This is a genomic window from Methylobacterium sp. (assembly GCF_019750675.1).
In the GTDB taxonomy this organism is placed as follows: domain Bacteria; phylum Pseudomonadota; class Alphaproteobacteria; order Rhizobiales; family Beijerinckiaceae; genus Methylobacterium.
Genome location: NZ_JAIEOF010000383.1, coordinates 15,220 through 34,120 on the forward strand (window position 1 = coordinate 15,220; position 18,901 = coordinate 34,120).

14 protein-coding genes, 1 tRNA gene and 1 pseudogene are annotated in these 18,901 nt (G+C 71.0%); 8 read left to right on the forward strand and 8 right to left on the reverse strand.

Translation table 11 applies throughout. The features are described from left to right. Positions 1–166: 166 nt before the first annotated feature. A complete protein-coding gene (locus K2X24_RS19890; RefSeq protein ID WP_292500356.1) occupies positions 167–2,341 on the reverse strand; it encodes a glycosyltransferase family 2 protein in 2,175 nt (724 codons plus the stop codon). 2 nt (positions 2,342–2,343) lie between these two features. After that, entirely contained in the window at positions 2,344–3,390 is a 1,047-nt protein-coding gene (locus tag K2X24_RS19895; protein ID WP_292500358.1) for a hypothetical protein, read from the reverse strand. Positions 3,391–3,679: 289 nt separating this feature from the next. Between K2X24_RS19895 and K2X24_RS19900 the strand changes: the two genes are divergently transcribed. Further along, positions 3,680–3,754 (forward strand) — tRNA-Val (locus K2X24_RS19900). Positions 3,755–3,983: 229 nt separating this feature from the next. Here K2X24_RS19900 and K2X24_RS19905 read toward each other — a convergent pair. After that, entirely contained in the window at positions 3,984–4,496 is a 513-nt protein-coding gene (locus K2X24_RS19905; protein ID WP_292500360.1) for a hypothetical protein, read from the reverse strand. A gap of 60 nt (positions 4,497–4,556) precedes the next feature. Then, positions 4,557–5,273 (reverse strand): SDR family NAD(P)-dependent oxidoreductase, encoded by a 717-nt coding sequence (locus K2X24_RS19910; protein WP_292500363.1) that lies wholly within the window; start codon positions 5,271–5,273, stop codon positions 4,557–4,559. Positions 5,274–5,468: 195 nt separating this feature from the next. On the opposite strand from K2X24_RS19910, the gene K2X24_RS19915 reads away from it, so the two are divergent. The 5 genes from K2X24_RS19915 (at position 5,469) to K2X24_RS19935 (ending at position 11,856) form a co-directional block, all read left to right on the forward strand. Continuing rightward, entirely contained in the window at positions 5,469–7,304 is a 1,836-nt protein-coding gene (locus tag K2X24_RS19915) for a hypothetical protein (protein ID WP_292500365.1), read from the forward strand. A gap of 432 nt (positions 7,305–7,736) precedes the next feature. Continuing rightward, the gene (locus K2X24_RS19920) at positions 7,737–8,561 is read left to right on the forward strand and encodes a sulfurtransferase (RefSeq protein WP_292500378.1); all 825 of its coding nucleotides are present in this window, start codon (positions 7,737–7,739) and stop codon (positions 8,559–8,561) included. An 82-nt stretch (positions 8,562–8,643) separates the two neighbouring features. Then, complete coding sequence (locus K2X24_RS19925) at positions 8,644–9,867, forward strand: YeeE/YedE family protein (RefSeq protein WP_292500367.1); 1,224 nt, start codon at positions 8,644–8,646, stop codon at positions 9,865–9,867. 124 nt (positions 9,868–9,991) lie between these two features. Continuing rightward, the gene (locus K2X24_RS19930) at positions 9,992–10,816 is read left to right on the forward strand and encodes a hypothetical protein (RefSeq protein WP_292500369.1); all 825 of its coding nucleotides are present in this window, start codon (positions 9,992–9,994) and stop codon (positions 10,814–10,816) included. A 44-nt stretch (positions 10,817–10,860) separates the two neighbouring features. Then, entirely contained in the window at positions 10,861–11,856 is a 996-nt protein-coding gene (locus tag K2X24_RS19935) for a glycosyltransferase family 4 protein (RefSeq protein ID WP_292500370.1), read from the forward strand. 6 nt (positions 11,857–11,862) lie between these two features. Here K2X24_RS19935 and K2X24_RS19940 read toward each other — a convergent pair whose 3' ends face one another. Together K2X24_RS19940 and K2X24_RS19945 are read right to left on the reverse strand one after the other, a co-directional pair. Next, the gene (locus K2X24_RS19940) at positions 11,863–15,030 is read right to left on the reverse strand and encodes a CusA/CzcA family heavy metal efflux RND transporter (protein ID WP_292500372.1); all 3,168 of its coding nucleotides are present in this window, start codon (positions 15,028–15,030) and stop codon (positions 11,863–11,865) included. Between the two features lie 34 nt (positions 15,031–15,064). Next, complete coding sequence (locus K2X24_RS19945; protein ID WP_292500373.1) at positions 15,065–16,333, reverse strand: efflux RND transporter periplasmic adaptor subunit; 1,269 nt, start codon at positions 16,331–16,333, stop codon at positions 15,065–15,067. A gap of 359 nt (positions 16,334–16,692) precedes the next feature. Between K2X24_RS19945 and K2X24_RS19950 the strand changes: the two genes are divergently transcribed. Continuing rightward, on the forward strand, positions 16,693–16,929 hold the full coding sequence (locus K2X24_RS19950) for a DUF2934 domain-containing protein (RefSeq protein ID WP_292500374.1): 237 nt from the start codon (positions 16,693–16,695) through the stop codon (positions 16,927–16,929). A 12-nt stretch (positions 16,930–16,941) separates the two neighbouring features. Here K2X24_RS19950 and K2X24_RS19955 read toward each other — a convergent pair whose 3' ends face one another. Then, positions 16,942–17,877 carry a hypothetical protein gene (locus tag K2X24_RS19955; protein ID WP_292500380.1) on the reverse strand — a complete coding sequence of 312 codons (936 nt, stop codon included), beginning with the start codon at positions 17,875–17,877 and terminating at the stop codon, positions 16,942–16,944. 334 nt (positions 17,878–18,211) lie between these two features. Between K2X24_RS19955 and K2X24_RS19960 the strand changes: the two genes are divergently transcribed. Next, entirely contained in the window at positions 18,212–18,499 is a 288-nt protein-coding gene (locus K2X24_RS19960; RefSeq protein WP_292500376.1) for a hypothetical protein, read from the forward strand. Between the two features lie 41 nt (positions 18,500–18,540). On the opposite strand, the pseudogene K2X24_RS19965 reads toward K2X24_RS19960, so the two are convergent. After that, positions 18,541–18,901 (reverse strand): annotated as a pseudogene (locus K2X24_RS19965) (hypothetical protein); the annotation flags it as partial.

Consider the following 18,901-nt stretch of genomic DNA (forward strand, 5'->3'; position numbering starts at 1 on the left):
GCCGTGGCCGGGACCGGACACGCGAGACTTGAACGTCCCCGCCCGGGAAGCCTGCTCGAACGCGCTGCCATGGTGGATGCGCCCGGCATCGCGGATGGGCCGCTCTAGATAAAGCCCGCGAATGCGGCGACTTTGCGGTGCGGACGATCGATGCCGCACCGCACCATCAGAGCCGAAACCGGCCGGATGCCCGCGAGAGGTTGGGGTTGTAGTAGGGGTCCGACCTCAACTGGCTCTCCCAGCGGGTCTTCATGACGCGCACCTCGCCCTCGAACCGCGCGCGTTTCTCGGGCGTGTCCTCCGGGCCGCGACTCTTCGATTCATGGTGGATCAGCACCGCGTGCGGGGTCCAGACGTTGCGGTATCCGGCCGCACGCAGGCGCAGACAGAGATCGACGTCGTTGAAGGCGACGGCGAGATGGTCCGCGTCGAAGCCGCCGCAGGCGGCGAACAGCGTCGCCCGCACCGCGAGGCACGCCCCGGTCACGGCCGAGACCTCCTGCGTCAGCACCATGCGGGCGAAGTAGCCCGGCTCGGATTCGGGAATGCCGGGATGGCTGTGGCCCGCGACCCCGCCGATGCCGAGAATGATGCCCCCGTGCTGAAGTGTCCGGTCGGGGTAGAGGAGCTTGGCGCCCACGGCCCCGATCCCGGGATCGAGGGCGATCGAGACCATTTCCCGCAGCCAGCCGGGCGCGATCACCTCGACGTCGTTGTTCAGGAAAAGCAGGACGCTCCCCCGTGCCGACGCGGCGCCCCGGTTCGAGAGGGCGGAGAAGTTGAAGGGCCCCGGCACCGGGACGACGCGGACCCGGGGGTCCGCCGCGTGGCGGGCGAACAGCGCGCGGGTCGCCGCCTCGCGGCTGTCGTTGTCGATGACGACGACCTCGATCGCCGGGTAATCGGTGCCCGAGAGCAAGCCCGCGAGGGCCAGGCCCAGCAGGTCCGCGCGGTCCCGCGTCGGGATGATCACCGAGACCAGGGGCGCCGGATCGGGCAGGGGCCGCATCAGACGGTTGAAGCCGAGGGGCCCCCGCTCCGCCCGCGCGCCGGAGGGTGCGGCGATTTCCGCCAGCGCCCGCAACCGGGCATCCTCGGTGCGTGCCAGGGCCCGGTCCGAGAAGGTGCCGGAGCCGCCCGCCGCGCGCCAGTGATAGAGCACCCGCGGGATGTGGCGGACGCGGCCCGCGTCGAGGCCGGCGGTGAGCCGCAGCAGCAGATCGTGGTCCTGGCTGCCCTCGAAGCCGGGGCGCAGGCCGCCGGCCGCGCGCACGGCCTCGGCGCGCACCACCGTCAGGTGATTGACGTAGTTCTGCCCGTAGAGGAGTTCGCGGTCGAAATCGGACTTGAAATGCGGCTCGAAGCGGCGCCCACGGCCATCGATCTTGTCCTCGTCGCTGTAGATCAGCACGAGGTCCGGGTCCGAGCGGATCGCGGCGGCGACGTGGTAGAGCGCGCCCTCGGCCAGCACGTCGTCGTGGTCGAGGAAGGCGACGAAGCGCCCCCGCGCCTCGGCCAGCGCATCGTTCGTCGCGCGGGCGATGTGGCCGTTCTGCGGCCGGCGCTGCACGTGGATGCGCGGCTCCGCGCCGGCATGCCGGGCCAGCAGCCGCGGGATCGCCGGGTCGGTGGAGGCATCGTCGACGATGCGGAGTTCCCAACGCGGATAGATCTGGCCGCGCACCGACCGGATCGCCGCCTCGAGGACGCGCGGGTCGGGGTCGTGGACCGGCATCACCACCGAGATCAGCGGCGCGGTCTCGGCCCAGGCAGCGACCTCGTCCCGCATGCGCCGGCGATCCGGGTCCGACAGGGTGTCGAACCGGGCGATCCAGGCCGCATAGCCCGTCTCGGCACGGTGTTCGAGGGCGCGCAGGAGCAGGGCACGACCCCGGACCTTGAGGCCGAGGGCGCGCCAGTACACCGCCCGCGCCGCCAGGGGCGGGTCCCGGCGCAGGGCCCCCGCCACAAGGGCGATCCGGCCGCGGCGCCGGACCGTGAAGGCGGTGAGCCGGAACGGCACCTCGCGGGACAGGGGTGACAGGCGCAAGGACCGCACGCCCTCGGGAAACCGGCCCGTCCAGACGAAATCGTCGCCCCCCGCCGGCGCCTCCGCGAGGGCGACCGGTTCCGGCGTGCCGTCCGGCCCCGCGATGATCGCACCGAGCACCAGGCGGGCGACGCCGGCACTGCCCGCGTCGCGGAACCGGATCGTCGCCCAGACGCCGCCGAGGCCGGCATCCGCCACGTCGAGGGTCAGGCCGCCGCCCTCCGCCACGAAGGCGCGCGCGCGCGGAGCACCGCCCCGCCGCGGAAGGGAGGCCACCGGGGCGGCGTCCATGCTCAGGCGTTCCAGCCCTTCGAGACCGCGTCGCGCACCGCGCCCGCCATGGCGACGTCGAACACCAGCATCTCCTCGGCGGCTTTCAGGGTCCGCAGGCGGGCGGCGAGTTCCAGCGCCTCGGCGGGGATCGGGGCCGGAACCGGCACCTGCGCGTCGATGCCGAGGCGATCGAGGAGGGTGGCGGCGAAGGCTTCGAAGTAGTCGCGGTGGCCGACGATGCCCATGCGGGCCAGGACCTCGATGGCCACGATGGAATGGCCCGGCATCAGGCGGTCGTCCGGCAGCTTGGTGCTGAACTGCCGGGTGAGGGGGTTGTAGAGCATGCGGTAGGCCGTTTCCGGCAGCATGCGGAAGAAGCGCTTCAGGCTCCGGTTGTCCGAGAAGTCGTAGTCGTTGACCGCCTGGACCGCCTCCTTCAGCTGCCCCGCGCGCCAGGCCTGGGCCGGATCGGCCGTGATGGCGGCGCGCGCCTTCAGCCAGAGCAGGCGGGTCGCCATCTCCACGTAGGGGTCGTGGATCAGGGTCGTGGTGAGGATCTCGTCGCCCACGAAGGACCCTTCGTAGCGCGGCATCAGGATCAGGCCCGAGAAGAACGACGACGTCATCCACGGGCTCTCGAACAGCACCCGCAGGACCTCGTCCGAGAGGGTGCCGACCCCGAAATAGCTCTGCTGGAAATGGTCGAACAGCACGGACTGGATCGCGCTGTCGCCGATGATGCTGGTGTCGACCAGAACGACCTTGGCCTGGATCAGGTCGGTTCGCGGCGAGCGCCGATAGATCAGCACGTTGGTGTCCGCGTCGTAGAGTTCCACGCGCCGGGCTTGGCTGATCCCCGGGGCCTGGGCGTCGGTGATCTCGAACACGCACTGGCCGGTGGAATGCCAACCCTGCAGCCGGATCACGTCGTCGACGAGCCAGGCGTCGAGTTCCGCGACCCGGCGTCCCTCCAGGGCGACGTAAATCCGGCTGATGGCCACCGGATTGTCCGGCGCGACCCAGCACCGGATCAGCGCTCCGAGATCATGGTCGACGTAGAATCGCATTCCTCAACCGATTTTTGCCTCGACCGGAACCTGCCTCGACCGACGCCTGCGCAACGCGCCCGACACGACCGGATCGACGATGTCCGGCGGTCTATCGCGCTTAGGCCGGACGGACCGCCGTGCCGGCCTTAGCGCATTTTTCATCGCAGTGCAGCGGCATCCGATTCCCGCGCATCCGGGATGCCGAGCACCCTTTCGTGCCCGACGCATCTTCGATGCGCGAGGGGCCTTGCGCCCCCCCGGACCTCCGGCTATAGCCCCCTTCATCGGCGCCGGACGGCACCGGTGAGGGCGCGTAGCTCAGCGGGAGAGCACTACCTTGACATGGTAGGGGTCACAGGTTCGATCCCTGTCGCGCCCACCATCCAGCCTGTTCATGTCATCGGACTTCGTCCGAGACGGGTTGGATAAGCCGGAGATCCTTCGGGTTCAGCGAACCTGGGATCGGTTCGGATCAGGTTCGCAGCGCTCGGCGCAGGACGACCTCCGGTCCATCTTCACGCTTCACAGCAGCACTTCGGCTCGGCGCCTCCGGTGAGAACCGGGCGGGACACGTCGCGTGTCCGAGTGGCGGAAGTCGGATGCGACCGACTCTATCGCAACATTCCTCTCGGCCGGACGAACAGCCGCCGAGTGCCGAGCGCATCGTCGCGGTGCGCGCAGATCTGTGTGGCCGATTCCCGCCGATCATGCTTTCTTAACGGTGCAGTAATCGGCTGGGCGATCAGACTATCCATCAACGCCAGCGGCTGGATGGAGATGGCATGACGAGACCGGAGCGCAGGGATGCCGTTCGCCGGGACAGATTCCAGACCGGTGAGATTTCGGTCGGCGTCGGCGATCCGCCTGTTCATTGCCTGGTGCACAACAGCTCCGTTCAAGGCGCCTTGCTTCAAGTCACATCGACGGAAGGCATACCGGAGCTGCTGATTCTCAGGATAATCTCCAAGAATTATACCCGACCCTGCGCAGTCGTCCGCAAGACGAAGCATATGCTTGGCGTCGTCTTCCTCGAATGAGGAGGCGCTTTTGGCCAAATAGGCTGAGACGGCCGCCTGTCTGCCGCAGCGCATCCAGCCACCGCAGACCGAACCGGGGAACGCCAATCCTGTTTCCGGCCTGATGGCGGCAGCGTGCGGCGGTTCCGGCCCTCCCGTCGCGGTGCGTCAGGCGGGAATCCGTGCCCCGTCCCAGGCGAAGACACGCCCGGTATCCTCCGGCCCGAGACCATCGAGGACCTTCAGCAGGTGGGCGGCGCTGACCGCCGGGCTGAACAGGCCGGGCGCGTCCGTGTCCGGTCGGAACGGCCGGGACAGGGCCGTCGTCACGGTGCCGGGGTGGAGGCCCACCACGATCGCGCCCGGATGGGTGCGCCTGGCCTCCACGGCGAGGGTGCGCAGGATCTGATTCAGGGCGGCCTTCGAGGCCCGGTAGGCGTACCAGCCCCCCAGGCGGTTGTCCTCGATCGATCCGACCCGCGCCGAGAGGGCGGCGAAGCGGCACCGCTCCGCGCGCGGCATCAACGGCAGGAAATGCTTGGCGACCAGGGCGGGGCCGATCGTGTTTACCGCGAACACGGTCGCCATGGCCATCGGATCGAGGCTCCGGATCGCCTTCTCGGGCGCGACGCCGTCCCCGTGCAGGAGCCCGCTCGCCACGATCACCAGCCCCACCGGACCGTCGCGGGCCACGTTCTCGGCCGCCGCCGCCACCGAGGCCTCGTCGGTCACGTCGACGATACCGGCGCGGGCGGGCGCCGGGGCGGGCGCGCCGGAGCGCGACAGGGCGAACACCGTGCCGTGGGCGCCCCGCGCCACGAGGGCATCGACGAGGGCGCGGCCGATGCCGCCGGAGGCGCCGATCACCACAGCGCTGGTCGTCATGCGTCTCCACCTCGGCTCGGGCAACGATTTGGTACGGCGCGCGGGCGAACCGGCCGCCATGCCCGGCACCAACGCGCGGCAACGGGTTTCGGGCGCGTCGCCAGACGGCCGCACCGCCCCGTTAAGCTTCTGCTGCGACAATCCCCGTGGGTCGACGGGGCACCGCCCTGCACGCATTGGGGATAAGGGCAGTCGGTGATCACGGGCAACAGCACCGCGGCGTCATCCGCCCCGTCCGATCGCTCGGCCTTCGACATCCCGGCGATCCTCTGGCTCCTCGTGGGGCTCGGCCTCTGGATGCTCTACCCCGTTTCGGGATTCCGGGACGTGGTGGGCGGCCTCGTCCTGCCCGACACCGACGACGCCATGCGCCTCGTCCAGGTCCGCGACTTCCTCGCGGGGCAGGGCTGGTTCGACATGGTCCAGCACCGGCTGATGCCGCCGGGCGGCGCCAGCATGCACTGGTCCCGCCTCGTCGATGCGCCCCTGGCCGGTCTGATCGGCCTCGCCACGCCCTGGCTCGGCCAGCCCCTGGCGGAGGGGCTCGTGGCGGCCCTCTGGCCCCCGGCCCTGTTCGGCCTCTGCCTCGCGCTCGTGTACCGCGCCGTCCGCACACGGTACGGCTTCCGCGCCGCCCTGCTGGCACTCTTCACCGCGACTCAGACCGCGAATTTCGGCGGCCTTTTCGCCTTCGGGCGGATCGACCATCACAACGTTCAGGCGCTGCTCGTCCTCGCCCTGGCCCTCTGCCTCGCCGATCCGGTGCCCGCTTTCCGCCGGGCGGCGCTCGGCGGCATGGCGGCCGCGACCTCCCTGGCCGTCGGCCTCGAAGCGCTGCCCTTCATCGCGATCGCGGGCGTGTTCCTCGTGGGCGACTGGGTCCTGCGGGGCCGGACGGCCCTGCCGGCCCTGGTCGGGTTCGCCCTCGCGCTGGCCGGCACCAGCCTCGCGCTGTTCGCGGTCCAGACCGCCCCGGCCCTCTGGGGCGTGACGCGCTGCGACGCGCTCTCGCCGCCCTGGCTCTGGCTCGCCGTCGCGGCCGCCGCCACCGCGCCGGTCGCGGGCTGGCTCGGCGGATTCCTGGCCACGCCGGGCCGCCGCGCCGGTTTCGCCGCTGCCTGCGGAGCCGTCACGGTGGCGGGGTTCGTACTCCTCGCGCCGCGCTGCCTGTCGGGACCGTTCCAGGACCTTCCGGCCGTTGTCCGCTCCGAGTGGCTGGAGCGCGTCCTGGAGATGCAGCCCTTCCACCGCCTCGTCCTGACGATGCCGGGAGCGGCCCTCGCGTACGGCGTACCGCCGCTGCTGGCCGGTCTGGTCGCCGTCCACGCGGCCCTGCGCGGGCGGCCCCCGCTGCGCCGGGCCGCGGCCCTGGCCGCCGCGTTCCTCCTCGCTGGGTTCGTACTGGCGCAGTTCCAGCTGCGAGGACTCTACATGGCCGGCATCTTCGTCGCCCTGGTGGCCGGGCCCCTGCTCGATCACGCGATCACCATTCTGGGACGGCCCGTCCGGGCGAGCCGCAAGGTCGCGATCCTCGCCCTGGCCCTCGCGCTGATGCCCCGATCCTGGACGGCCCTGCTCCTGCCCCTGGATCCGGGCGGCGCGTTCCCGGTGGGCGCGAGCGGCGCGGCGACGCAGACCGGGCCTGCGACTACGCAGGCCTGCGATGCCGGCGGGGTCCTGTCCATCCTCGGTGCCCTGGCCCCCGGCACCATCCTGGCACCCGTCGACCTGGGCCCCGCGATCCTGCTCCGGACCCGCCACGGCGTCGTGGCCGCGCCCTATCACCGCGCCATCGCGGGTCTGACCGCCTCGGAGGAGGGCCTGCACGGCGACGAGGCCGCCCTGAAGCGCGCCCTCGCGGCATCGGGGGCCGACTACCTCGCCCTCTGCGCGGGCACGGGCCCCGAGTCGCCCGAGGAACGGCCGTTCGCCCGGCAACTCGTGACCGGTGCGGCCTCGCCCGAATGGCTCGAACGGCTGTCCGACCCCGGCGCCCCCCTGGCTGTCTGGCAGTTCCGCCGGGACGGCTGACCGTCCGCGTCGATGGCCAACACGTGCGGGAAGCACAAGATAATCCTCCATTCGATCAGGTCTCGCGGCGGAACGCCGTTTTACAAGTCGAGATCAATACGGAATGGCATTTCATTGACTTGATGGCCCGACCCAAAGAACAATCGTTTCCGGCGCACCGCTTCCACGACGCCCGGCGGCGATCCTTCGGTGGGGCGCGGCCGGGCCGGTGTCGCGGCGCGCCGAACTGCCTGCATCCCCCGGGGTGATCTGTCCGTGCACGCGTCGCCGCGCCCGGGATCGCGCCCGCACGACCGGAGTGTCGCCGTGCCCAAAACATCGATCCGCCTGCTCGCCCTCGCTCTGGCGACGCTCACGCCCGCCGCGGCTCGCGCGCAGGAGCCGGTCGCGGCGCGCCAGGCGGCGGCCAGCCCCCTCGTCAGCACCGCGTGGCTGGAGAAGAACCTCGACGCCAAGGGGTTGCGCATCGTCGAGGTCAGCGTCGAGCCGGGCCAGTTCGAGCGCGGGCACATCCCCGGAGCCCAGAACGTCGCCTGGCACACCGACCTCGTGGAGACCGTGAGCCGCGACATCGCCGGGCCGGACAAGTTCGCCGCCCTGGTGCGGCGCCTCGGCATCGACCGCGACACCACCGTGGTGCTCTACGGCGACAACAACAACTGGTTCGCGGCCTGGGGCGCCTGGGTGTTCGCGCAGTACGGCCTCGTGGACAACGTCAAGCTGCTGGATGGCGGGCGCAAGAAGTGGGAGGCCGAGAAGCGCCCCCTCGACACGCGCACCGCGGAGGTGGCGGCCTCGCGCTTCGAGGCGTCCCCGGCCTCGCCGGCCCTGCGCGCACGCCTCTCGGACGTACTGGCCGTCGCCCGCAAGGAGCGGGACGAGCAGATCCTCGACATCCGCTCGCCCGACGAGTTCAGCGGCAAGGTGATCGCGCCGGCCGGCGTGCCCGAACTGGCGATCCGCGCCGGCCACATCCCCGGATCGGTCAACGTACCGTGGGGCAAGGCCGTGAATCCGGACGGGACGATCAAGTCGCCCGCCGAGTTGAAGGCCCTCTACGCGGCGGCCGGCATCGACGGAACAAAGCCCGTCATCACCTCCTGCCGCATCGGCGAGCGATCCAGCCATTCCTGGTTCGTGCTCAGTCGCATCCTGGGCTATCCGGTGCGCAACTACGACGGCTCCTGGACGGAATACGGCAACACGGTGGGCGTGCCGGTGGTGAACCTCGCCGGCACCGTCTGGGGCGGCAAATGAGCCCGATGCGCGTGAGCCCGAGGCAAACGGGCAAGATGCGACCGAGCCCGGCGCCCGCGGACGCCCGCCCGACGGTGCCGCGGTGAGCACGGCGTCCATGCGCGTGCCGGTGCCGGTGCCGGCGCGGATGCGGGAACGCCTGCGCCTTCCCGCGCGGGTCGGCGCGGCGCTCGCCGTCGCGGCGGGGCTGGCCTGGGCGGCGCATCGCCTCTCCGATGAACCGAACGGCGCCCGCCTGTCCCTGTCGCTGGTCTTCGGGGCGCTGTTCGGCTTCGTCCTCCAGCGCAGTCGGTTCTGCTTCTACTGCCAGTGGCGGGACTTCCTGGTCGCGGGCGATCCGCGTGGGATGCTCGGCATCCTCGCGGCCCTGGCGGCGGGGGTCGCGGGTTACGCGGTGATCCTCGGGGCCTGGATGCCCGACCCGTCCGGGGCGCGGCTGCCGCCGGACGCCCATATCGGACCGGTCGGGCCGGTACTGGTCCTCGCGGGCGTCGTGTTCGGGGCCGGCATGGCTGTGTCCGGCTCGTGCATCAGCGCGCATCTCTACCGCCTCGGCGAGGGCTCGCCGACCGCGCCCTTCGCCCTCCTCGGCACGGGGGCCGGCTTCGCGCTGGGGTTCGCCACCTGGAACCCGCTCTACCTCGCGAGCGTCTCGGAGGCGCCGGTTCTCTGGCTTCCGCGCCATCTCGGCTATGGCGGAAGCCTCGTCGCCGCCCTCGCGCTCCTCGGCGTCCTCGCGCTGACGTTCCTACGCCACCTGCCCGCCCGCACCCCGGCGCCGGCCGGCGTCACGCCCTGGCAGGCCGTCTTCGTCGACCGCTGGCCGGTCTGGCTCGGAGGCCTCGCCGTCGGCGCCCTCGCGACGCTGGCCTATCTGCGGATCGGCCCCCTCGGGGTCACGGCGGAGATCGGCGGGCGGACCCGGCAGGCGGCGGCCGGCCTCGGCCTGCTGCCGGACCGGCTCGAAGGTCTCGACGGCTTCCGGGGCTGCGCCACGGCCGTGCGCGACGCCCTGCTGACGCCCAACGGCCTGTTCATCGGCGGCCTCGTGCTGGCCGCCTTCGCCGCCGCCCTCGCGGCCGGTCAGTTCCGGCCCGCCCGCCCGACGCGGGGCCAGGCCCTGCGCGGCGTCGTGGGCGGCATCCTGCTGGGCTGGGGGGCCATGACCGGGCTCGGATGCAGCGTCGGCACGCTGCTCTCCGGCATCATGGCCGGCGCGGTCTCCGGTTGGGTGTTCGGGTTCGCGATGTTCGCGGGCGCCGCCGCGACGCTCCGGCTTGGACGCCGCGCCCGGCTGCTGGCGTGAGCCCCCGTGAAACGCCGGCGCGACGGATGGGGCAGCGGGGCCTGAGATTTAGCGGTGGTCACTCCGCGGGGCGCGCGATAGAGGAGCGCTCGCACGCAGCGTTCCCGTGGCCCGGCCCCCCGACATGCACGCCCCCCCGCATCGCCCGCCCGCGCCGCTGCCGCCCATCGTGACGTACTGGGAAGGGCCGGTCAGCTGGCTCGAACGGCTCAGCGCGGCCTCCATCGCCGCCGCCGGCCACGAGTTGCGGATCTATACCCACACCGTCTCCGACCTGCGCGGGCAGGGCCTGCCCGGCAGCGTGCACGACGTCCGTGAAATCCTCGGCCCCAACCCGATGGCGGACCTGTACCGCGCCCGCCGGTCCTACGCGTTCTACACCGACTACGTGCGGCTCGCCCTGCTTCGGAACGGGCTCGGCATCTGGTCGGACCTTGACTTCGTCTTCCGCCAGCCCCTGCGGACCGGGACGGAGGGGGGCGACTACGTCTTCGGCTGGCTCAATCCGAACCGGATCAACAACGCCATCCTGTACGCGCCCGCGCAGTCGGAGCTGATCGCGCGCTACTGGGAGGCGATCACCCGCGTGCCGATCCGGACGCCCTGGGCCACGGGGCATATCCGCGTGAAACGGAGCCTCGAGATCCTGGCCGGCCGGCGATTCCCGATCCACCCCGAACGGCTGGCGATCGGTCCCCGGGCGCTGACCTACTTCATCCGCCGGCTCGGCCTGACGCAGCACGCGCGGGCCAAACCGGCCTTCTATCCCCTCGACGACGACGAGGCCCATCTGCTGACGCAACCGGACGACGCCCCGGCCCGTGCCCGGATCACCGCCGAGACGGTGGCGGTCCATGCCTGGCGCGGCAAGCTCTGGTCGATCGGCCAGAGCGCGCCGCCTGCGCCCGCGTCCTGGCTCGGGCAGCGCCGCCGGGAACTCGGCGTCTGAGCCGGGACCTCATCAAGTCGAGCGGAACGCCAGGGAGGAGCCGGATGCGCCGGGCCACGTTCATCTGCGCGACCCGCGTGGAATTCGGCATCGACACGCCGGCCACGGTCGGGCTCGGCGGCATCGAGAGCACCAACATCGCCCTGGCCCGTGCCCTCGCGCGGCGGGGCTGGGCCGTCACCCTTGCCACCCGCCGCACGGGCAGCGTGGAGCGGGACGGGGTCCTGAACGTTCCCCTGGCCGAGGCGGGGCGGCACCCCGCCGACGCGGTCGTGACCAGCAACGACCCGCGGCCGCTGCGCGATTTCCCCGGCGCGCGCCGGATCGTCTGGGTGCACAATCCGATCAACCTGGAGAAGGCCCTGCGGAAGCGCTACCTGCTGCCGGTCCTGGCCCTGCGCCCGGACGCGGTCTTCGTCGGCAGCATCGCGGCCGCGTCCATGTCCCCGGTCTTCGCCTATCGCCGCCGCCGGGTGATTCCGCACGGGATCGCGCCGGCCTTCCGCGAGCCCGAACCGACGCGCGGGACCGGCCGCGACTTCGTCTACGCCTCCCAGCCCCAGCGCGGCCTGGAGCGCGTCCTGGCCCTCTGGCGCAGGGCGCCGGCCATCGCCGCGAGCGGGGCGCGGCTGCACGTCTTCGGCTCGGATTACCCGGCCTCGACCGACACCGGGGGGCCAGTGGTCTTCCATCCCCGCGTCGGGGCCGCCGCGCTGGCGGCCTTCTACGCCCGGGCGCGCGCGATGGTCTGCCCGGGCTCGGTGGACGAGACCTTCTGCCTCGCGGCGGCCGAGGCGCAGGCGATGGGCCTGCCGGTCATCACCGCCGGCATCGGCGCCCTGTCCGAGCGCGTGCAGCACGGGATCAACGGCCTGATCGCTCCGACCGACCGCGATCTGGCCGAGGCGATCGTCACGGTGGCGGCCAATGACGCGGTCTGGTCCGCGCTCAGCGCCGGGGCGCTCCTGCAACGCACGGCGCTGACCTGGGAGCGGGCCGCCATCCTTTGGGAGGCGGTGCTCGACGATACGCCGGCCTGAGCGTCCTCAGACCGTTGCCTGCACCCGCGCATGCGCCTCGACGGCGCCGTCCCCGTCCGCCAGCGGCTCCGGACGACGCCGGGACAGGGTGACGATCAGGACCGGCAGGATCAGGAGGATGAGCAGCGGCGCCAGGCTCATCCCGCCGACGACCACCAGCGCCAGCGGCTTCTGCACCTGCGAGCCGACGCCGTTGGAGAAGGCCGCCGGCAACAGGCCGACGCCGGCCACCACGCAGGTCATCACCACCGGGCGCATCTGGGTCAGGCAGGTGCGCATCATCGCGCGCATGCGTTCCTCGCCCTCGGCGATGAGGCCGTTGTAGTGCGAGAGCACGATGATCCCGTCCATCACCGCGATGCCGAGGAGTGCGATGAAGCCGATGGCGGCGGAGACGCTGAAGGGCGTCTCGGTGAGGACAAGGGCGAGCACGCCGCCCGCCACCGCCATGGGGATGACGCTCAGCGCGAGCAGCATGTCGGTGATGGAGCCGAAATTCACGAACAGCAGGATCGCGATCAGGCCGATCGCGATCGGCACCGTCACGGAGAGGCGCGCCAGTGCCCCCTGCATGTTGTTGAATTCGCCCACGAGTTCGAGGCGGTAGCCGCGCGGCAGGCTGACCTCGTTGGCCACGCGCTCCCGCGCCTCCAGGATCGCGCTGCCGAGGTCGCGGTCGCGCACGCTGAACTTCACCGGCAGGTAGCGCTCCTGCCCCTCCCGGTAGATGTAGGCCGGCCCGGAGACCAGGGCGACCTGGGCGACCTCGCTGAGGGGCACCTGCATCAGGACACCGCCCGGGCCTTGCCCCGAGATGCGTAAGGCCCGGATCGAGGCCATGCTCTGCCGGAACTGCTCGGCGAGGCGGATGACGATGGGGTAGTGGCGGTCCGAGCCGCTGTCGTAGAGGTCTCCGGCGCTGTCGCCGCCGATGGCGGTGCGGACCGTGGCGTTGATGTCGCCGGGGGTGAGGCCGTAGCGGGCCGCGCGGACGCGGTCGACGTCGATCTGCACCGTCGGCTGGCCCAGCGAGGTGAAGACGCCGAGATCGGTGACGCCGGGCACCTTGCGCAGGCTCGCCTCCACGCGGTTGGCGACCTCCGTCAGGGTTTCGAGGTCGGGCCCGAACACCTTGAAGGAGTTCTCGCCCTTGATGCCCGAGACCGCCTCCGCGACGTTGTCCTGGAGGTACTGGGAGACGTTGAACTCGACGCCGGGGAACTCCACGCGCAGCTTGTCGAGAAGGTCGCCGAGCATCCGCTCCTTGGTCACCCCGGGGCGCCACTTCTCGGTCGGCCTGAGGGGGGCGAAGAACTCGCCGTTGAAGAAGCCGGCGGCGTCCGTGCCGTCGTCCGGGCGGCCGTGCTGCGAGACCACGCTCTCCACCTCCGGCACCGCCGCGATGATGCGGCGGATGCGGTTGACGTAGAGGTTGCCCTCTTCCAGCGAGATCGTCGCCGGCATGGTGGCGCGCAGCCAGAGGTTGCCCTCCTCGAGCTTGGGCAGGAATTCGAGGCCGAGCTGGCGCCCGGCGAGGCCGACGCCGGCGGTCAGGATCGCCGCGAGGCCGAGGGTGAGGAGCCGGTTGCCGAGGGCCGCCCGGATCGCCGGCCGGTAGAGCCGCTCCAGGGTCCGCACCAGGATGGTCTCGACCTCCTCGACGTGGTCCGGCAGCAGGTAGGCCGAGAGGACGGGCGTCACCGTGAAGGTGGCGATGAGGCCGCCGAGCAGCGCGTAGGCGTAGGTCTGCGCCATCGGCCCGAAGATGTGGCCCTCGACGCCCGTGAGCGTGAAGAGCGGCAGGAACCCCGTCACGATGATGATGGCGGCGAAGACGATGGAGCGGCTGACGTCGCTCGACGCCCCCACGATCCGGGCGAGCTTGCCCCTCAGGCCGGGGGGCGACCGATAGCCGGGCGGATCGCCGTGGCCGGACAGGCGCCGGAAGATCGCCTCCACCATGATGACGGTGCCGTCGACGATCAGCCCGAAATCGAGGGCGCCCACCGAGAGGAGGTTGGCCGATTCGCCCCGCACCACCAGGATGATCACGGCGAAGAACAGCGCGAAGGGAATCGTCGCCACCACGATGAGGGCGCTGCGCAGGTTGCCGAGGAAGAGCCACTGCACGATGAGGATCAGCACGATGCCGACCAGCATGTTGTGCAGGACCGTGTGGGTGGTCACCGCGATGAGGTCGGCCCGGTCGTAGATCCGCTCGATCCGCACGCCGGGCGGCAGCAGGCCCATGGCCTCGATGCGCGACACTTCCGCCTGCACCGCCTCGATCGTGGGCGTGCTCTCCTCGCCGCGCCGCATCAGCACGATGCCCTGCACGATGTCGTCGTCGTCGTTCATGCCCGCGATGCCGAGGCGGGGCTGGTGGCCGATCGTCACGGTGGCGACGTCGCGGACCAGGACGGGGGCGCCGCCCGACTGCGTCAGCACGGTCTCGCCGATGTCGTCGGTCGAGCGGATCAGGCCGACGCCGCGCACCACGGCGGACTGGGTGCCGAGGTTGATCCGGTTGCCGCCGACGTTGAGATTGCTGTCGTTGAGGGTCTTGACGATGCCCGAGAGGGTCAGCCCGTAGGCGGTGAGGCGGTCGAGATCGACGGAGATGTCGAAGGTCTTGGTCTTGCCGCCCCAGCCGATCACGTCGATCACGCCCGGCACGGCGCGAAAGCGCCGGCGCAGCACCCAGTCCTGGAGCGATTTGAGGTCGAGGACGCTGTAGCCTTCCGGGGCAGTGAGCTTGTAGCGAAAGATCTCGCCGATCGGGCTCACCGGCGAGATGGTGGGCTTGGCTCCGTTGGGCAGGGCGTCGAGCTGGGCGAGGCGATTGAGCACCTGCTGCTCGGCCTCGCGATAGCTGAACTCGAACCCGAACTGCAGCTTCACGTCCGAGAGGCCGTAGAGGGAGACGGAGCGCACCTGCTTCAGGTTGGGCAGGCCGGAGGTGATGACCTCGATCGGCACGGTGACGTAGCGCTCGATCTCCTCGCCCGAGAGTCCGTTCGCCTGGGTGATCACGTCGATCATCGGCGGGGTCGGGTCAGGATAGGCCTCGATGTTGAGGGTGCGGAACGCCACCAGCCCGCAGACGAGCAGGAGCACGAAGGCGAGCACCACCAGCGCACGCTGGCGCAGCGCGAGAGCGACGAGACCGTTCATGAAGGGTGTTTCCCCGCGGTGGAGCGCTGACGGATCAGCTTCGCGTCAGCATGCGGTCGATGAACAGCGAGCCGCGCGAGATCACCCGCTCGCCCACCGCGAGCCCCTGCAGGATCTCGATGTTGCCGCCGTCGATGATGCCGGGCCTGACCCGGCGGCTCTGCACCGCGTTGCCGGCGCCCAGGACCCAGACGCTCGCCTTGGGGCCCTCCAGCACCACCGCGCTGCGGGGCACCGAGGGCGACACGGTCTCGCGCTCGTTGATGATGCGCACGCTGGCGTACATCTCCGGCTTCAGGAGGTTGTCGGTATTGTCGATGTCGGCCCGCACGGTGATGCGGCGGGTCGCCGGATCGACGGAGGCGCCGATGAAGTTGATCTGGCCGTCGAAGACCCGCTCGGGGAAGGCGAGGACGCGGAACTTGATGCGGTCGCCGAGATCCACCCGCGCCGCGTCCGGCTCGCGCAGCTGCGCGATGAGCCAGACCTTGGAGAGGTCGCCGATGATGTAGGACGGTTCGCCGCCGCCGCTGCCGACATACTGGCCGGGGCCGATCTTGCGCTGGATGATGGTGCCGTCGAGGGGCGCGTTGATCGCCGTCTCGGGGTTGATCGAGCCCTTCTGCAGGTTGGCGACCTCGTCGTCGCGCAGGCCCAGGATGCGCAGGCGGCTGCGCACCGCCTCCAGGCCCACCTCCGCGGTGCGGGCGTCGTTCGTGGTCGAGGTCAAGTCGTTCTGGGCGTTCTGGAGCTCGCGCAGGGTGGTGACGCGGGATTCGTAGAGGTCGCGCAGGCGCTTCTCGGCCGCCTGCGACAGGGCGAGCTGCGAGCGGGCCTTGTTCAGGACGTTCAGTGCGGCGAGGTAGTCGTTCTGCGCCTGGACCATCTCGTTGGCCTGGAGGGAGAACAGGCGCTGGCCCTTCTTCACGCGCTCGCCGGTACGCGCGAAGATGGAGACCACGCGTCCGGGATAGGGCGAGAAGACCGGCGTGGCCTGGTACTCGTCGACGCCGATCTTGCCCTCGGTGTTGATCTCCTCGGAGAACAGGTGCTGCTCCACCGACACCACGGTGACGGCGGCGAGCTGGTCCGGCGTGAGGACGAAATCGGCACCGGGTGCCGGGCTCGAATTGGCCGCGTTGGTCGGCGCCGCCCCGGCCTGGGTTCCGGCGGGGGTTCCGGCAAGGGTTCCGGGAAGCCACAGGGCGCCGGCGATGACCAGGGCCGCGCCCGCCAGGATCGCGACCTGCGTGCGCTTCCGGAAACCGGAGACCGGGGCCAGCGGGGAGGCGTGTTCACTCATGCGACGGATCTCGTGCCCAGCCGCAGCCGCGGACAACACCGGCGGGATCGCGGCGCACGGCCGCAATCCAGTTCGATGCCGTGTGGCCGAAGGGCTCCAGGAGGAGTTTGACGCCCGGGCGTAGCGTCGATCCCTGACGCATTGATGAAGGTTGGCGTCGAAAACAAGGCGTGGCGCTGAGAATTCGCGCCGGTTGTTTCACGTCTGCGTACGTCGCCCGAACCGGGCTGGAATTGCTCTGTGTAAAGGAACCTTCGTGTCCCCCGTGCGATGGCTCCGCACCGACCGTCGCGAGGGCCTCGTCACGGGACGCGGATCGGATCACCCTCCAGAACGTCGGCCCGCCAGGGTCCTTGTCCATGCCATCTCCCCCCGACATCACCTTCGAAGAGATCCGTGAGCGCGCCTACGACCTGTGGGAGCGCCATCATCGGCCGGAGGGGTTCAGCATCGAGCTCTGGCTGATGGCCGAGCGGGAGTTGCGGGCCGAACGGGAAGGGCGCCGGCCCGGCAGGCCGGAGCCCGAAACCGCCCCGGCCCCGGCGGAGCCCGGCACGGCGAAGGCTCGGGCCCCGTTGGAGCGGATCGCCTCCTGAGCGCACCGGCCCTCAGAACTCCATGCCGAACTTGACGCGCAGGTTCTGGCGCTCGAACTGATCGAGGCCGAGCCTGCGCCCGGCGAGGTCGGGGGCGGTGTCCCGGCCCCAGACCTGTCCCGCATAGGCCACGGTCAGCCAGATCTTCTCGGTGAAGCGGTGGTGCAGGGCGGGCCCGAGGAAGAGGGCTTCGCTCTCCAGCTTGTTCAGGAACGTGCCCGCGTAGCCGCGCAGATAGCGCAGTTCCGGTCCCAGATAGGTGCTCTCGCCGATCCGCGCGACGAAGGCGTTCGACCAGAGCAGGGTGGAGGAGCGGTAGCCCGGGCCGTTGCCCCGCTGGCGCCCCGCCGCCGGCTCGAAGCTCAGATTGCCGCCGTACCAGAGCTTGTCCGGCACGAGCTGGACATCGAGCTGGAGCACGCTTTCCATGTCGAAGATGTCGGCGCCGTTGCCCTCGATGGGCAGGACGCGGCCGAAGCGCGGACGCAGCTCGACCGCGAGCCCCAGGGGCTGCTCCGCCGAGCCCTTCAGGAACTGGTACTTCACCTCCACGGAGATGCCGTCGAACGTGCCGTAGGACTTGTCGTCGAGGCCCACGATGTTGCGCGACGTGCGCAGGTTGCCGAAGGCGCCGAGCTCGATGCTCAGCTTGTCGATGGGGTCGAACTGGTAGCCGAGCTTGGTGTCGAGGACGCGGTAGCGCGACCCGCCGGGGCCGGCCGTGCGCTTGCCGAACCGGGATATGGTGTCGAGCACGACCTCCTGCTCGCCCTTCTCGCCGGCATCCGCCCCCTCCGTGAAGCCGAACAGGTGCTCGGTGTCCACGTCCTTGGCGGAACTCTGCCCCTTGTCACTCGAAGCGGACGCGCCTTGCTTGCCCGACGCATCGTCCTGCCCGGCCCGGGCCGGATCCTCGCCCTGGAACGCCAGTATCGCGAGGGACAGCACGGCCAAGCGGACAAGGTGAGCGGCAAGCCACCCGATGCAACTCGAAGACATGAAACGCCACCCTGCCACCGCCGACCGGTCCCGGAAGAACCGACCGCCCCACGACGTCTTAGAGACGTCCTTGCGAAGCTTGCCTGCACCTTGGAAGGCACAGCGCCCGAAAATGATGAGGACGGGGGATTAATTTCCCCCGATCCGGCATTCCGCTGCGATGCAGCAGCATCCGGTCCTCCCGCTCCGGCGGTCCCGGTCCGGGCGATGACGCGGGCGGGCCGGGCATGGAACGGGGTGGGCGGGACGCTGTTTTCCTCCCGGCATCGGCTGGGAGAACATCATGCGGATCATTGCAACGGCATCGGCGCTCGCGCTCCTCACCTTCGGCAGCGCGGGGGCGGCGGAGGCCAAGGGCTGCATCAAGGGCGCCATCATCGGCGGCATCGCCGGGCATTACCTCGCCGAGCGCGGGGTCGTGGGTGCCGTGGCGGGCTGCCTCGGCGGCCGCTACCTCGCGAACCGCCAAGCCCGGCGCCAGCGCGAGATCGATTACGGCTCGCGGGTCCGGCCCCGCGACACCGGCTACGGCCCAGGCCAGGGCGCCGGCCGCCGCAGCTACAGCTACTGACGACCGGGCGCCGCCGACGGGACCTTTCCCGGAGGACGGCGTCAGGCTCCGATCGCGGCCTCGGGACGGACCGCGAACCAGAGCACGTGACGGGGGCCGAGGGGGCCCCCGTTCGCGTAGATGCGCGCCTCCTCGACGGTGAAGCCGTGCAGGCGCAGGCGCGCCTTGAAGCGCCGGTCGGGCTTGCCCGACCAGACCCCCAGGATGCCGCCGCGCGTCAGCGCGTAATGCGCGCGCCGCAGGCCCCAGCGGTCGTAGAGCCGGTCGTTCTCCCGCCGGGTCATGCCCGAGGGGCCGTTGTCGACGTCGAGCAGGATCGCGTCGAATCGCTCGGGGCCCGACTGGATCACGCGGTTCACGTCGTCCTCAACGATCTCGACGCGTGGATCGTCGAGGCTGTCT

Bases quoted from the DNA above. Each gene is read 5' to 3' on its own strand.
- K2X24_RS19890 (WP_292500356.1), bottom strand. From the start codon at position 2,341: ATGGACGCCGCCCCGGTGGCCTCCCTTCCGCGGCGGGGCGGTGCTCCG.
- K2X24_RS19895 (WP_292500358.1), bottom strand. From the start codon at position 3,390: ATGCGATTCTACGTCGACCATGATCTCGGAGCGCTGATCCGGTGCTGG.
- K2X24_RS19910 (WP_292500363.1), bottom strand. From the start codon at position 5,273: ATGACGACCAGCGCTGTGGTGATCGGCGCCTCCGGCGGCATCGGCCGC.
- K2X24_RS19930 (WP_292500369.1), top strand. From the start codon at position 9,992: ATGCACGCCCCCCCGCATCGCCCGCCCGCGCCGCTGCCGCCCATCGTG.
- K2X24_RS19935 (WP_292500370.1), top strand. From the start codon at position 10,861: ATGCGCCGGGCCACGTTCATCTGCGCGACCCGCGTGGAATTCGGCATC.
- K2X24_RS19940 (WP_292500372.1), bottom strand. From the start codon at position 15,030: ATGAACGGTCTCGTCGCTCTCGCGCTGCGCCAGCGTGCGCTGGTGGTG.
- K2X24_RS19945 (WP_292500373.1), bottom strand. From the start codon at position 16,333: ATGAGTGAACACGCCTCCCCGCTGGCCCCGGTCTCCGGTTTCCGGAAG.
- K2X24_RS19950 (WP_292500374.1), top strand. From the start codon at position 16,693: ATGCCATCTCCCCCCGACATCACCTTCGAAGAGATCCGTGAGCGCGCC.
- K2X24_RS19960 (WP_292500376.1), top strand. From the start codon at position 18,212: ATGCGGATCATTGCAACGGCATCGGCGCTCGCGCTCCTCACCTTCGGC.